The 18,644-nt window shown below is 47.0% G+C and carries 17 protein-coding genes; 5 read left to right on the forward strand and 12 right to left on the reverse strand.

Annotation, left to right across the window (positions count from 1 at the left end; genetic code table 11):
- Positions 1-2: 2 nt before the first annotated feature.
- Positions 3-1,505 carry a helix-turn-helix domain-containing protein gene (locus ACYVE4_RS23930; RefSeq protein WP_461042780.1) on the forward strand — a complete coding sequence of 501 codons (1,503 nt, stop codon included), beginning with the start codon at positions 3-5 and terminating at the stop codon, positions 1,503-1,505.
- A 79-nt stretch (positions 1,506-1,584) separates the two neighbouring features.
- On the opposite strand, the gene ACYVE4_RS23935 is transcribed toward ACYVE4_RS23930, so the two are convergent.
- The 4 genes from ACYVE4_RS23935 to ACYVE4_RS23950 all read right to left on the reverse strand — a co-directional run bounded on the left by ACYVE4_RS23935 (position 1,585) and on the right by ACYVE4_RS23950 (position 7,987).
- On the reverse strand, positions 1,585-3,039 hold the full coding sequence (locus tag ACYVE4_RS23935) for an efflux transporter outer membrane subunit (RefSeq protein WP_461042781.1): 1,455 nt from the start codon (positions 3,037-3,039) through the stop codon (positions 1,585-1,587).
- Complete coding sequence (locus tag ACYVE4_RS23940) at positions 3,014-6,208, reverse strand: efflux RND transporter permease subunit (protein ID WP_461042782.1); 3,195 nt, start codon at positions 6,206-6,208, stop codon at positions 3,014-3,016. Before ACYVE4_RS23940 ends, ACYVE4_RS23935 begins: the two co-directional genes overlap by 26 nt.
- Positions 6,209-6,280: 72 nt before the next feature.
- Positions 6,281-7,420 carry an efflux RND transporter periplasmic adaptor subunit gene (locus ACYVE4_RS23945; RefSeq protein WP_461042783.1) on the reverse strand — a complete coding sequence of 380 codons (1,140 nt, stop codon included), beginning with the start codon at positions 7,418-7,420 and terminating at the stop codon, positions 6,281-6,283.
- A 165-nt stretch (positions 7,421-7,585) separates the two neighbouring features.
- Positions 7,586-7,987 (reverse strand): hypothetical protein, encoded by a 402-nt coding sequence (locus ACYVE4_RS23950; RefSeq protein ID WP_461042784.1) that lies wholly within the window; start codon positions 7,985-7,987, stop codon positions 7,586-7,588.
- A gap of 133 nt (positions 7,988-8,120) precedes the next feature.
- Here ACYVE4_RS23950 and ACYVE4_RS23955 point away from each other — a divergent pair, with 133 nt between their 5' ends.
- Positions 8,121-8,657, forward strand: a complete 537-nt coding sequence (locus ACYVE4_RS23955) for a GNAT family N-acetyltransferase (RefSeq protein ID WP_461042785.1) — start codon at positions 8,121-8,123, stop codon at positions 8,655-8,657.
- Here ACYVE4_RS23955 and ACYVE4_RS23960 read toward each other — a convergent pair.
- Positions 8,642-9,769, reverse strand: coding sequence for an alpha-hydroxy acid oxidase (locus ACYVE4_RS23960; RefSeq protein ID WP_461042786.1), 1,128 nt, complete (start codon positions 9,767-9,769; stop codon positions 8,642-8,644). The two genes, ACYVE4_RS23955 and ACYVE4_RS23960, sit on opposite strands and share 16 nt — an antisense overlap.
- Before the next feature lie 157 nt (positions 9,770-9,926).
- On the opposite strand from ACYVE4_RS23960, the gene ACYVE4_RS23965 reads away from it, so the two are divergent.
- On the forward strand, positions 9,927-10,766 hold the full coding sequence (locus ACYVE4_RS23965) for an FkbM family methyltransferase (RefSeq protein WP_461042787.1): 840 nt from the start codon (positions 9,927-9,929) through the stop codon (positions 10,764-10,766).
- Positions 10,767-10,946: 180 nt separating this feature from the next.
- Here the strand turns inward: ACYVE4_RS23965 and ACYVE4_RS23970 are convergent, their stop codons facing one another.
- A complete protein-coding gene (locus ACYVE4_RS23970) occupies positions 10,947-13,229 on the reverse strand; it encodes an aconitate hydratase (protein WP_461042788.1) in 2,283 nt (760 codons plus the stop codon).
- Positions 13,230-13,546: 317 nt separating this feature from the next.
- On the opposite strand from ACYVE4_RS23970, the gene ACYVE4_RS23975 reads away from it, so the two are divergent.
- Positions 13,547-14,014 carry a CHRD domain-containing protein gene (locus tag ACYVE4_RS23975; protein WP_461042789.1) on the forward strand — a complete coding sequence of 156 codons (468 nt, stop codon included), beginning with the start codon at positions 13,547-13,549 and terminating at the stop codon, positions 14,012-14,014.
- Positions 14,015-14,095: 81 nt separating this feature from the next.
- Here ACYVE4_RS23975 and ACYVE4_RS23980 read toward each other — a convergent pair whose 3' ends face one another.
- Complete coding sequence (locus ACYVE4_RS23980; protein WP_461042790.1) at positions 14,096-14,572, reverse strand: Hsp20/alpha crystallin family protein; 477 nt, start codon at positions 14,570-14,572, stop codon at positions 14,096-14,098.
- Positions 14,573-14,622: 50 nt separating this feature from the next.
- The gene (locus ACYVE4_RS23985; RefSeq protein ID WP_461042791.1) at positions 14,623-14,886 is read right to left on the reverse strand and encodes a hypothetical protein; all 264 of its coding nucleotides are present in this window, start codon (positions 14,884-14,886) and stop codon (positions 14,623-14,625) included.
- A 546-nt stretch (positions 14,887-15,432) separates the two neighbouring features.
- Here ACYVE4_RS23985 and ACYVE4_RS23990 point away from each other — a divergent pair.
- The gene (locus ACYVE4_RS23990; protein WP_461042792.1) at positions 15,433-15,726 is read left to right on the forward strand and encodes a hypothetical protein; all 294 of its coding nucleotides are present in this window, start codon (positions 15,433-15,435) and stop codon (positions 15,724-15,726) included.
- 16 nt (positions 15,727-15,742) lie between these two features.
- On the opposite strand, the gene ACYVE4_RS23995 is transcribed toward ACYVE4_RS23990, so the two are convergent.
- The 4 genes from ACYVE4_RS23995 to allE all read right to left on the reverse strand — a co-directional run bounded on the left by ACYVE4_RS23995 (position 15,743) and on the right by allE (position 18,641).
- Entirely contained in the window at positions 15,743-16,975 is a 1,233-nt protein-coding gene (locus ACYVE4_RS23995; RefSeq protein WP_461042793.1) for a M20 family metallo-hydrolase, read from the reverse strand.
- Positions 16,976-17,059: 84 nt separating this feature from the next.
- Positions 17,060-17,395 (reverse strand): hydroxyisourate hydrolase, encoded by a 336-nt coding sequence (gene uraH, locus ACYVE4_RS24000; protein ID WP_461042794.1) that lies wholly within the window; start codon positions 17,393-17,395, stop codon positions 17,060-17,062.
- The gene (gene uraD / locus ACYVE4_RS24005) at positions 17,392-17,898 is read right to left on the reverse strand and encodes a 2-oxo-4-hydroxy-4-carboxy-5-ureidoimidazoline decarboxylase (protein ID WP_461042795.1); all 507 of its coding nucleotides are present in this window, start codon (positions 17,896-17,898) and stop codon (positions 17,392-17,394) included. The genes uraH and uraD overlap by 4 nt, the downstream gene beginning before the upstream one ends.
- Entirely contained in the window at positions 17,895-18,641 is a 747-nt protein-coding gene (gene allE / locus ACYVE4_RS24010) for a (S)-ureidoglycine aminohydrolase (protein WP_461042796.1), read from the reverse strand. The genes uraD and allE overlap by 4 nt, the downstream gene beginning before the upstream one ends.
- Positions 18,642-18,644 lie beyond the last annotated feature (3 nt).

Genomic DNA, 18,644 nt, shown 5'->3' on the forward strand with positions numbered 1-18,644 from the left:
CGTTGAATCTCCCCGCCGATCATATTCGTCTGTTATTTGGCCTCAAACTGCGCCAGTTACGAATCGACAAAGGAATGTCGGTCAGCGATTTGGCACATAAATCCGGCTTGTCCATTTCGTATGTAACAGAAATTGAGAAGGGACGTAAATACCCAAAAGCGGATAAGATTTCGGCCCTGGCCAATGCTATGCAGGTCGATTATGATTCGCTGGTATCACTCAAGCTGAGTAAGAAGTTAGAGCCTATTTCCGACTTACTGCGCTCTAAGTTCCTGACCGAGATTCCTCTCGAACTGTTCGGAATTGATCCTTCCGACCTGCTCGAATTACTGGCTGAAACTCCGGCCAAAGTCAGCGCGATGATTCGAACATTCATGGATATTGCCTTAAGCTATAACATGAGCGTCGAGCGGCTGTATCTGACGATGTTGCGGTCGTATCAGGAGATGCATGATAATTATTTCCCGGACATCGAATCGGAAGCCGACAATTTTCTGGCTGAATTTGCGCCCGTTTCCGGCCAATCAGTCGATGAAGCGCTGCTAACCAATCTACTGAAAACACGCTACGATGTTCGGATTGAGCCGTTTGATCCGCTCACGCACCCTGAATTAGTTTCGTTACGATCCGTTTTTCGCCCGGAACAACAAACGTTGCACCTAAACGCGGGCCTATCTGTTGAGCAGCGCGTATTTATTCTGGCCCGGGAAGTTGGTTTTCAGTACATGCAACTCAAAAACCGGCCCTATACGTATTCCTGGGTAGAAGCCGATTCCTTCGAGCAGATATTGAACAATTACAAAGCGTCGTATTTTGCCGGAGCAATTCTGATTCGTCGCGATGTGCTTGTCGCTAAACTGAGCCAGCTTTTCGACCGGGATACCTGGAGCAACGACGACTTCCTCCAATTGATCGACCATTTTGGCTCGACGCCCGAACGCTTTTTTTACCGATTGAGTAATGTACTTCCCAGTCAGTTCGGGATTGATCAATTATTCTTTTATCGGTTCAATCACATACCTGGTCAGGCGACTTTTCAGCTTACCAAAGAAATGCATTTATCCCGGCAACAAGGCCCACGTGGCATTGTGGATGAGCACTTCTGTCGACGCTGGATTGCTTGGACGATTTTGCAGGAACTTCAATTTTTACAACAAAACAAAGGCGTTGATGAAACACTTTGTCGGGCGCAACTGTCGGAGTATGCCGATTCAGGACTTCAGTATCTGATTATTTCAGTGGCTCATCCGTTTCAGCCACAGTTCAGTCAAAATATGAGCGTTTCGATGTGTTTTCGGGTCAACGACACATTGAAAAGTAAAATGAAGTTTCTGGCTCCTCCGAATGCCATCACCACTTTAACCGAAATTCCCTTCCGAATTGTCAATCAAACCTGCGAGCGGTGCGATATTTTCGATTGTCGTGAGCGGGTGGCAGCCCCAACGGTACTCCAAAAGAAACGCCAGTTCGAAATCGCAAAAAAAGCGGTGGAAAAGTTGAAGTGATGAGTGATGAGTGATGAACGATAAATGATGAATGGAGGGCGTCAGCAAACTCATTACTTATCGTTCATCACTCATCACTTCAATTTGCTCCTCCCCCTAATGCCCTGTACAAATCGACTAAGGCTAGAAACTGCGATCGTTTGGTATTGATGAGCGAAAGTTGAGCTTCAAAAACGTTGCGTTGGGCAGTAATTACTTCCAGATAGGTTGCATAACCATTAGCAAATAGTTCATTCGACGTACTGGTTGCCTGTCGCAACACAGCAACTTCCTGACGTTGGAGATTGGCTACATTCCGGTAATTTTCCAGTCCTTTCAGGCTACTCACTACTTCCGAAACACCAGTTAGAATAGCTCGTTGGTATGCAAAATACGCTTCGCGGCTTTGGGCTGTGGTACCAGCCAGATTACCTTTTAGCTGCCGACGGTTGATGATTGGTGCGGCCAATCCGCCAAATACACCCAAAGCCAGTGATTGCGGATTTAGCAAAACGCCCGTCCGAAACGCATTAAATCCAACGTAGGGCGTAAGATTCAGAGACGGCAGAAATTCCGCTTGCGCCACAGCGACATCCAGATTTGCCGCTTCCAGTTCTCGCTCCGCCTGACGAATATCCGGCCGACGTCGTACTAACTGCGTTGGTAAACCAGCCGAGATACCAGTCGGCAAGGATTGCTTTTCAATCGACGCACCTCGCGCAATTGCCTGCGGATATCGACCTAATAAGGCATTCAGCTTATTTTCGATTTCAACGATTTCCTGTTTCACTCGTCCTTCCAACGCACTGGTATTCAACAATTGCGCTCTAAATTGTTGGACGGCTAATTCTGTAACTCGTCCCGCAGCTTTCTGAACCTCCACCAATTCAAGGGCTTTCTGTTGGAGTTCAACGTTATCGCCAATGATTTCCAGCTCGGCATCTAAAGCCAACAGGGAGTAATACATCCGGGCAACATCTGCCGTAATCGAAGTAATAATCAAATTACGCCCTTCCTGCGAAGCCAGCATCCGTGTATAAGCTGCCTTCCGACGATTTCGGAGTTTTCCCCATAGATCGATTTCCCACGAACTACGCAATCCTAGGAAAAAATCGGGTGTTGGGTTCGGAATCAGACTTGTGCCAGAGATATTATCCGACAGATTGGTATCGAAATTACCGACACCATTCAAGGTATACCGGCCATATCGATCGACACTAGCTGTGGCAACGGCGTCCACTCTTGGTGCCAAAGCTCCCTGACTGATGGTGTATCCAGCACGGGCTATCTCAATCCGTTGAAGGGCAATTTTCAGATCGAGATTACGCATCAACGCCGTATCAATCAACGATACCAGATTCGGATCGGTAAAGAGTTTCTGATGACTCCATCCACCGATGCTGGTGGTATCGGCTTGACCGATATACGACTGCGGAACAACCATATTCGGAGTGGTTGCTGGATTATGAACAATCCGGCAACCACTCAGGCAACTGCCCAGCAACAGACTCAGTAAATAAAATGAAGAATTAAGATTCCTGAAGAACGGCACCATTCGCATTCGTTTTAGTAGAAATAGAGTCGGGAGATACTCCGCTGGAAGGAGGCTGGTTTGACCCGAATTTTTGAGCAATTTTGGCAAATAATACGTACAGACCAGGTACCAGCACCAATCCAAATACGGTTCCGATCAGCATCCCTCCTGCCGCTGCGGTACCGATAGATCGGTTCCCTAAGGCACCTGCGCCCGAGGCAATACAAAGCGGAATCAATCCAGCAATAAACGCGAGCGAGGTCATCAGAATGGGGCGTAAACGAGAGACAGCTCCCTCAATAGCCGATTTCACAATCGGAACACCTTCCTGCTGCCGCTGATTGGCAAACTCCACAATCAGAATAGCATTCTTACCCAACAGACCAATGAGCATAACCAACGATACCTGCGCATAGATATTATTCTGTAAGCCAGCCAGTTGCAGACATAGAAAGGACCCAAAAATTCCGGCAGGGAGCGACAGGAGTACAGACAGCGGTAAGAATAAACTTTCGTATTGCGCAACCAGCAGCAAGTACACGAAAACCAGACAGATCAGGAAAATGAAAATAGCCTGATCGCCCGACTCCACTTCTTCCCGCGACATCCCCGACCAGGCAAAAGAATACCCTTTAGGCAGTTCTTTAGCCGCGACTTCCTGTACGGCCCGCAATGCGTCGCCACTACTATAACCGGGGGCTGCATCGCCATTGAGGAGCGCCGAAAAGTACATATTGTACCGGGTAATCTGCTCCGGTCCATACACCCGCTCCAGCCGAACGAAATTCGAGTAAGGAACCATCTCTCCCGCATCATTCTTAACGCGCAGGTTCAACACATCTTCCGGTTTGGCCCGGTATTCGGGCGAAGCCTGTACCATTACTTTGTACATCTGCCCGAACCGGATGAAATTAGACGCGTAATAACTGCCCATCAGGGTTTGTAGCGTACTCATCGCATTGTCAATCGACACCCCTTTCTGGGCGGCTTTGTCCTGATCGACCTGCAACAAATATTGCGGAAAACTAGGGTCGAAGCTGGTAAATGCGTTTCCGATTTCTGGTCGTTTTCTCAGTGCGGCTACAAAGGCATCGGTTACTTTCTTCGTCTTTTGCAGATCACCGGAACCAGTTCTATCCAGCATTCGTAGTTCGAAACCGCTGGAATTACCAAAACCGGGAACGGTCGGCGGAGGGAAAAACTGAATACTAGCATCCTGTACCGATCCTGCTTTCTCTTCCAACTCGGCAATTACCTCCTCCAGCGATTGCTTCCGACTGTTCCAATCTTTCAGGTTAATCATGCCCATACCATACGAAGCCCCCACCCCATCGTTCATCAGACTATAGCCCGCCAATGTCGACACGTTATCAACGGCTTCCATTTTCGAAGCAATCTGCTGCACTTTGTCGAGTACGGCTTCCGTACGTCTGAGTGTAGCACCGACCGGAGTAGTCACATTTACATAAATCATGCCCTGATCTTCGGTCGGAATGAATCCACTGGGCAGAATAGAACTAACTCCCCAGGTTCCGCCAGCAAAAAGCGCCAGCATCGCAATGGTAATAACTCCCCGACTGGCAACTCGTTTGAGCACACGTTGATACCGTCCGGTAAGCGCATCGAATGAGCGATTGAACCCAGCAAAAAACCGTCCCAGTAAACCTGTGGCAACATGATCGTTTGCCGGACGCAATAATAAGGCGCAGAGGGCTGGCGTAAGTGTTACGGCATTCACCCCGGAGATCACAATCGCAATAGCAAGTGTGAGTGAAAACTGACGGTAGAAGATCCCAACCGGCCCCGACATGAAAGCGACGGGTATAAATACAGCTGACATAACGAGGGTAATGGCAATTAATGCACCACTGATTTCCTTCATGGCCGCAAACGTCGCTTCTCGAGGAGGCAGATGAGCTTCGTGCATTTTGGCATGAACGGCTTCGACCACCACAATCGCGTTATCGACCACAATCCCGATGGCAAGCACCAATGCAAACAAGGTGAGCAGGTTGATCGAAAAGCCAATTGTACTCATAAACGCGAATGCACCTACCAGCGCTACAGGTACTGCCAACGCGCATATTAGCGTTGATCGCCAGTCTTGTAAAAACAGGAATACGACCAGAAACACCAGCACAAAAGCCTCGATCAATGTTCGGATTACTTCGTGAATCGACGCGTCCAGAAATCGTGATACGTCGTACGCGAAATTGTAGGTCATGCCGGGCGGGAAGTTCGTTTTCTTCAACTGCGCCATCAGCTCCTTCACGTCATTGATGACATCGCGGGCATTGGAACCAGGTCGTTGTTTGAGCATGATCGACGCGGAAGGCCGACCATCCGTTTTTGACAACATATCGTAATCGAGCGAACCAAATTCGATATCGGCCACATCTTTCAGACGCAGAATCGAGCCGTCAGTTTCTGCCCGTAAAACGAGGTTTTCGTATTGCTTGGGATCAAAGAATTTACCACTATAGCGCAGTACATATTGAAGCATTTGTGGGGTTCGGTCGGCACTCTCCCCCGCTTTTCCGGGTGCCGCTTCGACGTTCTGCTTCCGAATCGCGGCAACAATATCGTCTGGAGACACACCATACGCAGTCATCCGATCGGGCTTTAACCACACCCGCATCGAATACTCCCGAGAGCCCATGATATCCACAAAGCCAACACCGTCGATTCGCTTTAATTCGGCAAAAACATTGATATCGGCAAAGTTGTAGATGAATTTTTCGTCAACCGTTGAATCTTCACTGAAGATGTTGAGGTACAGCAGCATACTATTTACCTCTTTCTCCGTCGACACCCCAGCCTTGATCACTTCTTCCGGTAATTCATCGAGTACGGTGGTCACCCGGTTCTGAACGCCCATAGCTGCTAGATCGGGGTCAGTGCCAACTTTAAAAAAGACCTGAATTATCGTACTGCCGTCATTCCCCGACACGGAGTTCATGTACACCATGCCCGGTACCCCGTTGATGGCTCGTTCGAGCGGCATGGCCACTGCTTTGGTCGCCACTTCCGCGTTGGCTCCTGTATATTTTGCCGTTACAGTCACCGAAGGCGGTACAATATCCGGAAACTGTGTAACCGGCAATTCCAGCAATGCCAATCCCCCTAACAGGGTAATCAACACTGAAATAACTGCTGACAGTAAGGGACGTTTTATAAATAAATCGAACATGAAAAATACGGTTTCATGTTCCAGGTTTCAGCCGGATCGCCGGAGCAGCTGAGACCTGAAACAGTTCATAAATTACTGTTGAGCCAGCGTATTTTGAGCGGATGAGCTATCAGCGGAAACGGCTTCGGGAACGATCTGGTCACCGTCGCGAATATTCTGGATGCCTTCGTACACAACTCGTTCACCAGGTTCCAGACCTGAGCGGACAATGTAGTTTAAGCCGACCCGAGCCTGAGGTACAAAACTCCGGGTTTTTACTTTGTTCGTTTTATCCACTACGTAGACGTAGTTTTTATCCTGCACTTCAAAGACGGCCTTCTGCGGTACTAGTAACGCATCGCTCACCAGATTCGGTAACCGAATTTTACCTGACGAACCGTGTTTCAGCATTTTCTGTGGATTCGGAAATCGCGCTCGGAACGCAATCGTACCCGATTCTTCTTCAAAAACACTTTCCATCGTTTCGATATGTCCCTTGTAAGGATAGGCCGTTTCATCAGCCAGCATCATTTCAACCTCCTGACCTGCTTTATCGACCAGATCCCGACGCCGTTTCAAAAACCCGAGGTACTCTTTTTCCGATACATCGAAATAGGCAAATACCTCATGAATATCAGACACTTCGGTAAGCAATGCTCCCTCTTCGATCAGGCTGCCAATTTTGAATGGGATGCGGTTGATCACACCATCGAAGGGAGCCCGAATATTGGCGTGAGCCAGCCGAAGAGCGGCCGTCGATTGAGCCGATTGGGCTTCTTCGATCTGCGCGCGAGCCACGTCTAATTTTGCTTTAGCGAGTTCCAGTTCAGAAGCAGAAATGACTTTTTTCTCTACCAATAACTTCACCCGTCCAACCTCGACTTCGGCGGTTTTAGCGGTAGCTTCTGCACTTTTGAGTGAAGCTTTTGCTTTATCCAGTCCAACCTTATATTCAGCGGCATTCAGGCTAAAAAGCAATTGTCCCTGACGAACCGATTGACCCTCATCAACATAAATTTTTTCCAGAAATCCTGATACCCGAGCGCGGATTTCGACGTTCCGAACTGCTTCAAGGGTCGTTACATAATCGCGTTGCAGGGTCGTTGACTGCCTTGCCAGTTTAACAACCGGTAACTTAAGCTTTTCAGGCTCCTCAGTTTTGGTTTCACCGCCCGAACAGCCAGCGACCAGTAAACCAAGAAAAATGGCGGGTAACTTGAGTAGGTTTTTCATGACTTTAAAAAGCAGATAATATGAGTGCTCCAGCCAACACGGTAGGTCATTGTTGCTGGCAAACTAATTCCCAGAATAGTAGGTTAAGAATCGATATATTGTAACGAACCGCCGACTCACTGCCAGTCAATTCGCCAGAGAACGAGTTATTTGCAACTCGTCAGTTTAAACAACTTGAGGTGGCGGAGCATGAATTTCCGGAACATGGGCGGAAACAAACTCAGACCGAAAAGGCACATTACCCGATAGTAGATACTGAACGGGCGATGACAAAGGGGCAAAGGCAAATAAGGGGGTAAAGTCGTAATCCTGCTCGAGTTCGGTTAGTTCGGATTCTTCTTCGGGATTATTCTGTTCGGGAATAGCCTTATGAATGTTGAAACATTCCTCTAAAAGAAACTCCCCAATACTTTCTATTTTATTGATCGATAATCCTGTCTGAATTCCGATTGTTTTTACTGCTGTCATAGCTGTATCACAAACGTCAATACTCAGATTGATGACGTTCAACGCCATGAATAGGCAGAAGATGCGGAATCCCAAAAATATATCGTATCGTTGATTCATAGCGACCAGCAACCAAATATAATTCGCCCGATCTATAAACTCAACTAATTTTATACCAGTTAGTTATAAAACTTGGATAAAGATAATTCTCTCTAAGATAGATTAAATTTAGATTAAAAACTCTAATCTCTCTATGAACTTTCTAAGAATCAATCAGCAACATCCGTATCTGACAACGATTCAACATTGGTATGAAGAAACTTTTCCCATCGATGAACGACGTAGTTTCGAAGACCTGGTAACCCTTCTCTCCTCTCCGGATATGCATCTGTGTGCGTTAGTAGAAAACGACCAGTTGGTGGGTTTTTTAATCTACTGGCAGTGGGATGAATTCTTGTTTCTGGAGCATCTGGCCGTAGCGCAAGAACAGCGTGGAAAGCAGTTTGGGCAACAGGCGTTGGCCCGGTTATCACAGATCAGTACGCCCTATTTTATTCTGGAAGTAGAGCGCCCAGTAGACGAAATTAGTCAGCGACGGATTCGTTTTTATGAGCGAGCAGGGTTTGCACTGAATCCTTACAATTATAGGCAGCCGCCTTATCAACCCGAAAAAGCAGCTGTACCGATGTGGTTAATGTCAATCCCAAAGCTACCTGACGAATTGGCCTATACACGATTGAGTAAACTGATTGAAGAGCGGGTCTATCGTCGATTTTATCGAAAATCATGACGAGTCGGATTCCAGAGTACCGACTGGTTTATACTGGCTATAGTACCGCGTCCTGTCAGGATCATTGCTTGTTCCAATTCATCTCTGAGAATGGTCAGCACTTTCGCAACACCATCAGCACCACCGCAGGCCAAACCAAAACAGATAGGTTTACCAATCAGAACAGCTTCGGCTCCCAACGCAATGGCTTTTAGCACATCTGTGCCTCTTCGAATACCACCATCCAATAACAGAGGTACCCGCTTATTCACACGTTCAGCTATATACGGCAACACCTCAATGGTAGCAGGCACCGTATCTAAATTCCGACCACCGTGATTCGAGACAATAATACCTGATACACCCGTTTGAATTGCCTGTTCCGCATCGTCGGGATTTAAAATACCTTTTACCAAGACCGGGATCTTAACCAGCGATTGTAACCAGGCAATATCTGCCCAGGTCAATGGTTTTTGTTGCGGACCGGGGGCAATCATATAAGGGGCATGTATGCCTTCAGGCAGCCCAAAATTTATCCGTTGTTCACGATTACGGACACCACCGACGGGCGTATCGACTGTAACACAAATAGCCCGACAGCCAAGTGCCTCTGCTTTTTGAACTAAATCCCTGGTAAATTCCCGATCGTCCCGAACGTACAGTTGAAGCCATAAAGGCTGAGTAGCTACCTGAGCAATTTCTTCCAGTGGTGTAGTCATAAACGAACTTACGACATAGGTAGCCGAAGCAGCACTAGCTCCACGCGCCGTGGCCAACTCACCTTCCGGATGCATAATCCGATGGTACGCCGTCGGAGCAATCAAGATCGGATAGGGCAGCTCTGAACCGAACAGCGAAATACCAAGATCTGGTTTTGTAAAGTTCGGCAATACCGTTGGGTTGAGTTTTATGGCGTCAAAAGCCTGCCGATTCCAGCGGAGCGTACACTCATCAGCCGCCCCACTCGCGACATATTCGTAAGCCAGTTTCGACATCGTACAGGCGGCTTTTGGCTCAACATCGAACACGTTAACGATATCCGACAAATCTATAACTTCAGCCATGGCCAGCCTGGCTGGTGTAATTTCATCTGGTGTATGTCCGATTGGTGAACTATTTGCTAACGCGCTCATGCCTGTAATAGATTGTACGGTTTTAGCCTAAAAGGCGAATCAGGAAAGAATATATCGTCTGCTCCAGACAATTATGCATTAGAGAAGTTTACGCAAGAAAACGATTGGTGGGTGGCTTAAAATTCGGTTCTTTGTAATCTATTCAATAGTCAACCTTATGTTCAACTACCTCAAAGAGTCCTTCGCTCGAAAGAAAGCCAGACGGGTCACCAGTAAATATCCATACGAAGTTGTTTCGTTTCAACTAGCTAAAGAAGGAACGGTCGAGTTTGCTAACTGGAAAAATCCGCTCGTTCCAGCCAAAACGATTACGCAGAGCGAGATCAATTTCTTTCGCCAGTTTGCTCCGTTGGGTAGCTTCTGTATTGATATAGGGGCTAACATTGGCGACACAACGGTTCCAATGGCGTTAGCGGTAGGCAAAGATGGCCTGACCTTAGGATTTGAACCGAATCCGATGACCTACGAAATCCTGGAAGCAAACGCAAAATTGAATGCTGGTAAGTCGAACATTATTCCGCTGAAGTATGCGGTTACCGAAGAGGAAGGAGAGTTTTTTTATTCGTCTTCTGAGGCATCTTTCGGTAATGGGGGTGTATCGACCACGACTGAGGAAGCAAAAAAACATGGTAAGTTTAACCTGGAAGAGAAGGTTGTAGGCGTCAATTTGCTCAAGTTCCTGGATAGTGATTATAAGCAGTATTTGCCTAAATTATCCTTTATCAAAATTGATGTAGAAGGCCATGATATCGATGTAATCCGATCGATCTCTTCATTAATTGAGCAATATCGACCTGTTCTGGTAGCCGAGTGCTTCACGGAAGCAACGATCGACGAACGTCAGGACCTCTATCAGATGGTCGCTGACCACAACTACACCTTATACTATTTCGCCGATTTTGATGAACACGCTGAAGTCATTAAGCTATCGGTTAATGATATGAATCGTTGGAGCAATTTCAATTTTTACGCTACGCCAAACGAGAAGCTTTACTAGAGCGACTTCACCGATATATTCCCGTATCTGTGTCCTCACAGATACCTATCCGGCAGGTTGAGGTTTGCTGACGCATGGGGTCTGTGGGGACACAGACCTGGGAAGTATAAACAACAATCAGGGCCTGTCAAACTTAGTTTGGCAGGCCCTAATTAATAACGATCGCTTAGTCTCAATCGCTTACACGTCTTGCTTCATGCGGATGATGTTCAACGCAGCTCCTGCTTTGAACCACTCAATCTGCCCTTCGTTGTAGGTATGATTGACCAGGAATTCGTCTTCGGTACCATCGGCATGATGTAAGACAATTTCAAGTGGGCGCCCCGGAGCGAATTCGGTCAATCCGTCGATGTCGATTACATCATCTTCCTGAATTTTGTCGTAATCAGCCGGATTGGCGAACGTCAGCGCGAGCATCCCCTGTTTTTTCAGGTTCGTTTCGTGAATCCGGGCGAATGAACGCACCAGAATTGCCCGAACACCGAGGAAGCGTGGCTCCATGGCTGCGTGTTCACGAGAAGATCCTTCACCATAGTTTTCGTCGCCCACCACAATTGAACCGATACCAGCGGCTTTATAAGCACGTTGTACGGCAGGTACCTCACCGTATTCTCCCGTCAGTTGATTTTTCACCGTGTTGGTCTTCTCATTGAAGTAGTTCACGGCACCAATCAGCATGTTGTTCGAGATGTTATCGAGGTGACCACGGTATTTCAACCACGGCCCCGCCATCGAAATATGGTCGGTTGTACACTTGCCTTTAGCTTTGATCAGCAGTTTCAATCCTTTCAGATCAGTACCTTCCCAGGCAGGGAACGGAGCCAGCAATTGCAAGCGGTCCGACGTCGGGCTAACAATTACCTGAACGTTCGAACCATCTTCAGCAGGAGCCTGATAACCTGCGTCATCTACGGCATAGCCTTTTACCGGCTGCTCGATACCCGCTGGCTCATCCAGTTTTACCTGCTCGCCATCTTCATTGGTCAGTGTATCGGTCATTGGGTTGAAGGTCAGATCACCGGCGATAGCGAAAGCCGTAACAATTTCAGGCGAAGCGACAAACGCGTGTGTGCTCGCGTTTCCGTCATTCCGTTTCGCGAAATTCCGGTTGAATGAGGTGATAATCGAATTTTTGCGGTTCGGATCATCCATGTGCCGAGCCCATTGTCCAATACAAGGTCCGCAGGCATTAGCCAGTACGACGCCACCAATTTCTTCGAATGTATCGAGTAAACCATCGCGTTCAGCCGTATAACGGACCAGTTCCGAACCCGGCGTTACGGTGAATTCGGCTTTGGCTTTCAGGTGTTTTGCCGTAGCCTGAGCCGCCACCGAGGCCGAACGAGTCATGTCCTCATAGCTAGAGTTCGTACACGAACCAATCAAACCAACTTCCAGTTTCTCAGGCCACTTATTTTCTTTTACCGCTTTGGCGAAGTTCGACAACGGCCACGCCAGATCTGGCGTGAACGGCCCATTGATGTGAGGCTCCAGTTCGGTCAGATTAATTTCGATAAGCTGGTCATAGTATGAAGCAGGATCAGCATATACTTCATCATCGGAACGAAGATGCTCCTTTACGGCGTCGGCGGCTTCGGCAATATCAGCACGACTGGTCGCTTTCAGGTAATTCGCCATTTTTTCGTCATAAGCGAAAATAGAGGTTGTTGCCCCGATCTCGGCACCCATGTTACAAATGGTTCCTTTCCCCGTAGCGGACAGACTTTCAGCACCTTCTCCAAAATATTCAACGATGCAGCCCGTACCACCTTTCACAGTCAGAATACCCGCTACACGCAGAATAACGTCTTTCGCTGATGCCCAACCACTAAGTTTACCAGTCAATTTAACACCAATCAGTTTCGGCATTTTCAATTCCCAGGCTAATCCGGCCATCACGTCGCAGGCATCGGCCCCACCGACACCAATCGCAATCATACCCAGACCACCCGCGTTCGGTGTATGCGAGTCGGTACCGATCATCATACCACCCGGAAACGCATAGTTTTCGATTACAACCTGGTGAATAATTCCGGCGCCTGGTTTCCAGAAACCTATTCCGTATTTATTAGAAATCGAGGATAGGAAGTCGTAAACTTCTTTGTTTTTACTTTTCGCAACGTCCAGATCTTTTTCCGCTCCTACTTCTGCCTGAATCAGGTGATCGCAGTGAACGGTCGATGGAACGGCTACCTTTGGCCGACCCGCCTGCATAAACTGTAACAGAGCCATTTGCGCCGTTGCATCCTGCATGGCTACGCGGTCGGGTGCAAAATCCACATAGGCTTTTCCCCGCTCAAACGCCTGGGTAGGTCGGGACGCCGAACCGGCACCAGAAAAGAGGTGACTATATAAAATTTTCTCCGACAGAGTCAGCGGTTTGCCCACTGTCTGCCGGGCTGCTTCGACGCGCTCACCGAGGTTGGCGTACACGCGCTGAATCATGTCTAAATCAAAAGCCATAGCAAATTAGGATAACAGGTTATTGAAAAAAACCTTTTATAAGGACAACCAACGAATACATAAAATGGATTCAAATTAGTGAGCCAAAAATATAAGATTCTGCTGCGTTTTTATAAATAGTAGGCTGGATTAGGGTTTTTAACGGCCAAACCAGGCTTAAAAAAAGCCGAAAACTGGTCCATTTACTCTGAATACATTACAATTATTGGTAAACAAAGTTTAGTTACAATATCTTGCCAATTAAAACAGCATTAACACATTCGTCGTTAATACTGCGAAGTCATACTAATCTTAGAAACGAAAAAACACTAACTCGTATGAAATTTCAAAAGATTGCTCTAGCCGCTTGGGCTCTTCTGGCGGTAGGCCTTCCGTTCACTTCCTGCAAAGATGAAGACAATCCAATTGTTACATCAACGACAACCAAATTAACCGCGACCCTGAACGGAGCCAGCGAAAAACCAAGCTCGACGACGTCAACAGCTACCGGAACATTTGCGGGTGTTATCGACGAATCAACGCGTACACTGAGTTACACAGTAACCTACACTGGTCCATTTACGTCGTCGTTAACAGCCGGACACTTGCATCGCATTACAAACACTACTGCACTAACGGGTGGGGTTGAAATACCATTTACTAGTTTGACCAGTCCTATTATTGGCACATTTCAGCTAGCGAATCAGAATCGAGTCGATAGCCTGAAAAATGGTTTTTACTACGCGAATCTGCATACCACTCAATATCCAGCGGGCGAGATCCGTGGGGATATTAAAAAGCAGTAGGTAAACCATCTGTTTTAACAATAAAAAATGCCCAACTGAACTCAGTTAGGCATTTTTTATTGTTAATTATTGCTCAATTAATCAGGCAACGGTGATCGTCTGGGCTGGTTTAGTCGTTTCTGGATTCTTCGGCAGCGTGACTTTCAGAATACCATCGGCATAACTTGCCGAAATGCCATCCGTCAGCACTTTATTATTGAGCTGAAAGGATCGCTCGAACGATCGGTTGCTATATTCCTGATAGGTATAGTTGCCAGATGTGTTATCTGCGTTTTCTGGGTCGGTACCTTGATAGGAGACCGTCAGTAGATCATCTTTCACACTCAGCTTGATGTTTTCTTTCACCAAAGCTGCGGCAAACAAAGAAATTACATACTCACTATCAGTCTCTTCGATATTGACGGGTACCTGTTGAAACCAGCCACCGTGCCGGCCGGCCCAAAAACCACCGAATTTACCGCGCCCCCAGGGACCGCCAAATTTTCCGCGCCCAAACGATTGGCCGCCCCAATGACCGCAATTACCTTTACCTGATTCGAATGCTTGTTTATTATACATGATTGTCGTTGTCTTGTGTTTACTGATTTGTTTTTCTTTACTTGTTTGGATTAACCGATTGGGATAACCCGTTCAAAAGTAGGTCTGGTCATGCCAGAACGATAGGTGGGATTATCGATGGAAATAATGTTTGCCGATTGCCAATTTCCCTGGCCTAATGGACCAAATCTTCGGGCCATCAAGCGTGGGCCTACTACCCTGGCAACCAGGAATAAACCCGCCCCAACCAGCAGGACTTTCAAAATAAGGGTTAACAAAAACAGGGCTAACCCAACTGCCAGCACGACGCCAGCGACTCGCCATATAATGTTCATGTTGTTTATCATTTAATTGTGAAAGCTACTCTGTCAGCCGAAGCGTTTAGCGAAAAAGGATCAAAATCTGCAGCTTTCTCATCCTTTACGTCCAATTCAGGAGCTTTGATAGGGATGACGCTTATTGATCTGCTTTTACTTTAAGCAAACACAAATTTTTTTTGAAAGATGGCGAGCGACGTACCTCTAAACTGAGGTAATATATTGATTATAAGACAATTACAAATTTAAGAAATTTTTATTTTTCAGACAGTTCTGTTCAACTAGATAATAGCTGCCACGTACACTATATCTTTTATCCGATGTTTTTGTATAAATCTCACTTACGCCTTACGGAACGAACACGCTAATTATGCGCTATAGACGTTCTGGCTGTATTACTAGCCATGTGTCACCATGCGATCTATATTTTTCTTTGCTTTCCTGTATTGTGTTATACACCAAACCAGCGTACAGGCTCAGGCTTTACCATCAACTCTAAAGCCGCGCATTGGCGTCACAATTCTTTCAGATGGGAAGCCCACGGACAAACAAACCGGGATGAAAATGGCCACGAAAGAAATCCGCTTTAAAGCTGCACTAGACACAAAGTCAGATGATTTTTTCAATGACTTTCAACCGGAACTGTTGATTAAGAACGCCGAAGTTATTTTTGCCCGAAACGGTAGGCGAATTGCTCAGGCCAATATGCCAAATGGATTCTTGGTTCCAAATTTAGGCGAGGGAGCGGAACCGGCTGATCATATAGTTTTTAAGTTCACACTGATAGCGCAACGAAAAAATGGAGAGCTGGTTCCTTTGCCAGAAGAACCCGTTTATACTTTCCCAATTCAGAAATAAATAGGCCAGCGCCAACTCAGCCCACAATTTTCAAAATTGTCTGATACAATACTTCGCTTCCTAAAGCCAAATCTTCGTAAGAAGCATATTCCAGCGGATTGTGGCTGATGCCGTCTTTGCAGCGAACGAAAATCATCCCGTAATCACACACTTCCGACATAACCAGCGCATCGTGAAATGGGCCGCTCACCAATTCGGGAGCATCCAGTCCCAATTCAACGCAACTTTCCCGAATGGTGTTTTTGATCCAGTCTGCACAATAGCTTGATTTGATATCGGTATCGACCGTCAGTTCGTAGGTTAAGCCGTGCTGCTCAGTAATTTCGGTAATAGCCTCTTTCAACTGACGCTCGCAGGTGTTTCGGCGCTCCATATCAATGTCCCGAAACTCCATTGTCATCGTAACGACTTCGGGGATAATATTCCGGGATGATGGAAATACGTTTAATGTACCGACAGTTCCTACCGTTGGCGCCGGTGCAAACTGCGACGCAATTTCGTTAACAGCAATAACTACTTTGGATGCCCCAACAAGCGCATCTTTTCGTAACGGCATCGGCACCGAACCCGCATGGCCCGCCATTCCTTTCAGTTTCAAGCTCAGCAGCAACGGTCCGGCTATTCCGCTGACAATGCCAATGGGTTTATTCGACTTATCCAGAACCGGACCTTGTTCGATGTGTAACTCCAGGAAGCATCGGATGCTGCCGGGGGTGTATTGATCGTCTTTAAATTTGGTAATGTCGCATCCGAAATCAATTAGTGCCTGTTCGCGGGTGATTCCGTCTTTATCTTTTCGTTGGAGTTCACCCTCCTCCAATTTGCCCAGAATTCCTCGCGATCCAAATAGCCCTTTGTTAAATCGCCAGCTTTCTTCATCAGCAAAAGCAATGACGTCGATACTACTTTCCGGTATAATGCCTTGTTCTGCAATTGTGCAAACGGCTTCGATGGCGCACAAAACACCTGAAATGCCGTCGAATCGTCCGCCGTATGGCTGGGTATCCAGATGCGAACCCGTCATGAGAATAGGCGCGTCGGGATTTTTACCTTTGAATCGCCCGATCAGGTTTCCGAAACTATCGATGCGTACGGTCAGACCAGCGGCTTCCATCCAGCCTTTAGCATGCTCGAACATCTCTTTTTCGAGCGCCGAATGAGCCGGTCGGCACATACCTGTTTCACCAATTTTGCCAATTTCACTCGATACCTCAAAAAAATGCTGAAGACGTGCTGGGTTGATGTTCATAAGATGAGTGATGAACGATACGTGATGAGTGATAAACGATGAGTATATCTAGCGTTAGTTTACTCATCGTTCATCACTTATCACTCACGAACCTCGATAGGTTGAATAGCCAAATGGGTTGAGGAGTAAGGGAACGTGATAATGTTCGCCTGTGGTGATTGAGAACGTTATTTCGACAAACGGATAAAATGTCGAAACGCTTAGTCGGTCGAAATAGGCTCCGGTTTCAAATCGTAATTTATACGTTCCAGTTGGCAGAACAATTTCTTTCGTGAGTAAATCGGTGATACGTCCGTCTGAATTGGTAAGCCCACGGCCGATTTCCAACCATTCGCGCTGTTGCTGAAATAGTACAACGCTCACGCCCTCAGCCGGTTTCCCACGCGATGTATCCAGAATATGGGTGGTGATGATACTCATACCGCTATTAATTTTTCCAGCCGGATTTTCGTGATTTTATTCTGCTCCTGCATAGCAATCTGAATTTCGGCTTCGGGTGAATTGAGCAACCGATCTTCCAGAAGATTCAGCATTTCCTCGGCTGATTTCCCCGTAGCGCAGACAATGAAAATATAACCAAATTTTTCCTCGTACAGCTCATTTCCTTCTGCCAGCATCTCCAATACGCTTCGAGAGGCCGACGAAACTCCGGCTTGTTCACCGGATGCCCAATCACTTGTATTCGCGAATTTTTCACGAAGCGAATTGATATCGCCAATTTTCGGATGATGTTCAAACGCTTCCCGCCAATCGCTTTCGGAGCAGGCAAACCAGATAATTTCAGCCTGTTCAAACAACGTTTCCCGACTCTCGACCGGAAATAGTTTAGCCATCTCTGCTACCCATGCCGACGAACCACAACAGGTTTTGAGCGCTTCTTTTAATTCAGAAACAGGCAGTTGATTTAGTTCGGGTAAGGTCATACGACGGTCGGAAAACGATTGATGTTCTTGTAATAAATATAGACGGCGGGCTCTTTGCCCATAGCCGTAAACCATTGCTGACAATACGGCGCCATCCAGATTGAATCGCCTTTTTTAATTGGATACCAGTCCTGATCAAGCATATAAACGCCTTGGCCCTGCAAATAAATCAGCCCGTGTTCCATAATGTGCGTTTCGACAAACGGCAAATGCCCGCCCGGATCATACGTAAAAATATTGACCGCCATATCAAACGACAATGTATCTGGCAATAGCACCTGTAAACGCAAAGCCGGATCGCCTAAATAGGTTGGCCCTTCTACGGTCGCAGCATCACCAAAGATCACAGATGGTACTTCATAACCATCCAGCTTTTCGTAGACTTTATGAAACGTAAGGAGCTGTGTTCCAGGCTCTGGCTTATCAAATGCATACTCTTTCTCAACCGGTATATAAACAAATTTGCCTGTAGTCAACAAATCGGATTGCCCCCCGACCGTCGCCCGGCATCGGCCACTGATTACGTAGAAAAACAGTTGGGATGCCTGCGTTTTACCAACCAGATGTCCATCTTCCCTGAGTGTGATGAGCGTCTGACAAAGCCGAGCACCCATTTGCTCGTTGATAATTACGTTGACAGTACAATTTTCCCAGCCGGGTACGCGACTGTTAATATATCCATCGGGGCTAATAACGGCATGATTGCGTTTGACAACCGATCGGGTAAGCGCTGAAATTTCCATGGG

It is taken from the genome of Spirosoma harenae, from assembly GCF_054776975.1.

Bases quoted from the DNA above. Each gene is read 5' to 3' on its own strand.
- ACYVE4_RS23965 (WP_461042787.1), top strand. From the start codon at position 9,927: ATGTTCAACTACCTCAAAGAGTCCTTCGCTCGAAAGAAAGCCAGACGG.
- ACYVE4_RS23945 (WP_461042783.1), bottom strand. From the start codon at position 7,420: ATGAAAAACCTACTCAAGTTACCCGCCATTTTTCTTGGTTTACTGGTC.
- ACYVE4_RS23935 (WP_461042781.1), bottom strand. From the start codon at position 3,039: ATGGTGCCGTTCTTCAGGAATCTTAATTCTTCATTTTATTTACTGAGT.
- ACYVE4_RS23960 (WP_461042786.1), bottom strand. From the start codon at position 9,769: ATGAGCGCGTTAGCAAATAGTTCACCAATCGGACATACACCAGATGAA.
- ACYVE4_RS23970 (WP_461042788.1), bottom strand. From the start codon at position 13,229: ATGGCTTTTGATTTAGACATGATTCAGCGCGTGTACGCCAACCTCGGT.
- ACYVE4_RS23955 (WP_461042785.1), top strand. From the start codon at position 8,121: ATGAACTTTCTAAGAATCAATCAGCAACATCCGTATCTGACAACGATT.
- ACYVE4_RS23995 (WP_461042793.1), bottom strand. From the start codon at position 16,975: ATGAACATCAACCCAGCACGTCTTCAGCATTTTTTTGAGGTATCGAGT.
- allE (WP_461042796.1), bottom strand. From the start codon at position 18,641: ATGGAAATTTCAGCGCTTACCCGATCGGTTGTCAAACGCAATCATGCC.
- uraH (WP_461042794.1), bottom strand. From the start codon at position 17,395: ATGAGTATCATCACCACCCATATTCTGGATACATCGCGTGGGAAACCG.
- ACYVE4_RS23940 (WP_461042782.1), bottom strand. From the start codon at position 6,208: ATGTTCGATTTATTTATAAAACGTCCCTTACTGTCAGCAGTTATTTCA.
- ACYVE4_RS23950 (WP_461042784.1), bottom strand. From the start codon at position 7,987: ATGAATCAACGATACGATATATTTTTGGGATTCCGCATCTTCTGCCTA.
- uraD (WP_461042795.1), bottom strand. From the start codon at position 17,898: ATGACCTTACCCGAACTAAATCAACTGCCTGTTTCTGAATTAAAAGAA.
- ACYVE4_RS23990 (WP_461042792.1), top strand. From the start codon at position 15,433: ATGGCCACGAAAGAAATCCGCTTTAAAGCTGCACTAGACACAAAGTCA.
- ACYVE4_RS23980 (WP_461042790.1), bottom strand. From the start codon at position 14,572: ATGTATAATAAACAAGCATTCGAATCAGGTAAAGGTAATTGCGGTCAT.
- ACYVE4_RS23985 (WP_461042791.1), bottom strand. From the start codon at position 14,886: ATGAACATTATATGGCGAGTCGCTGGCGTCGTGCTGGCAGTTGGGTTA.
- ACYVE4_RS23975 (WP_461042789.1), top strand. From the start codon at position 13,547: ATGAAATTTCAAAAGATTGCTCTAGCCGCTTGGGCTCTTCTGGCGGTA.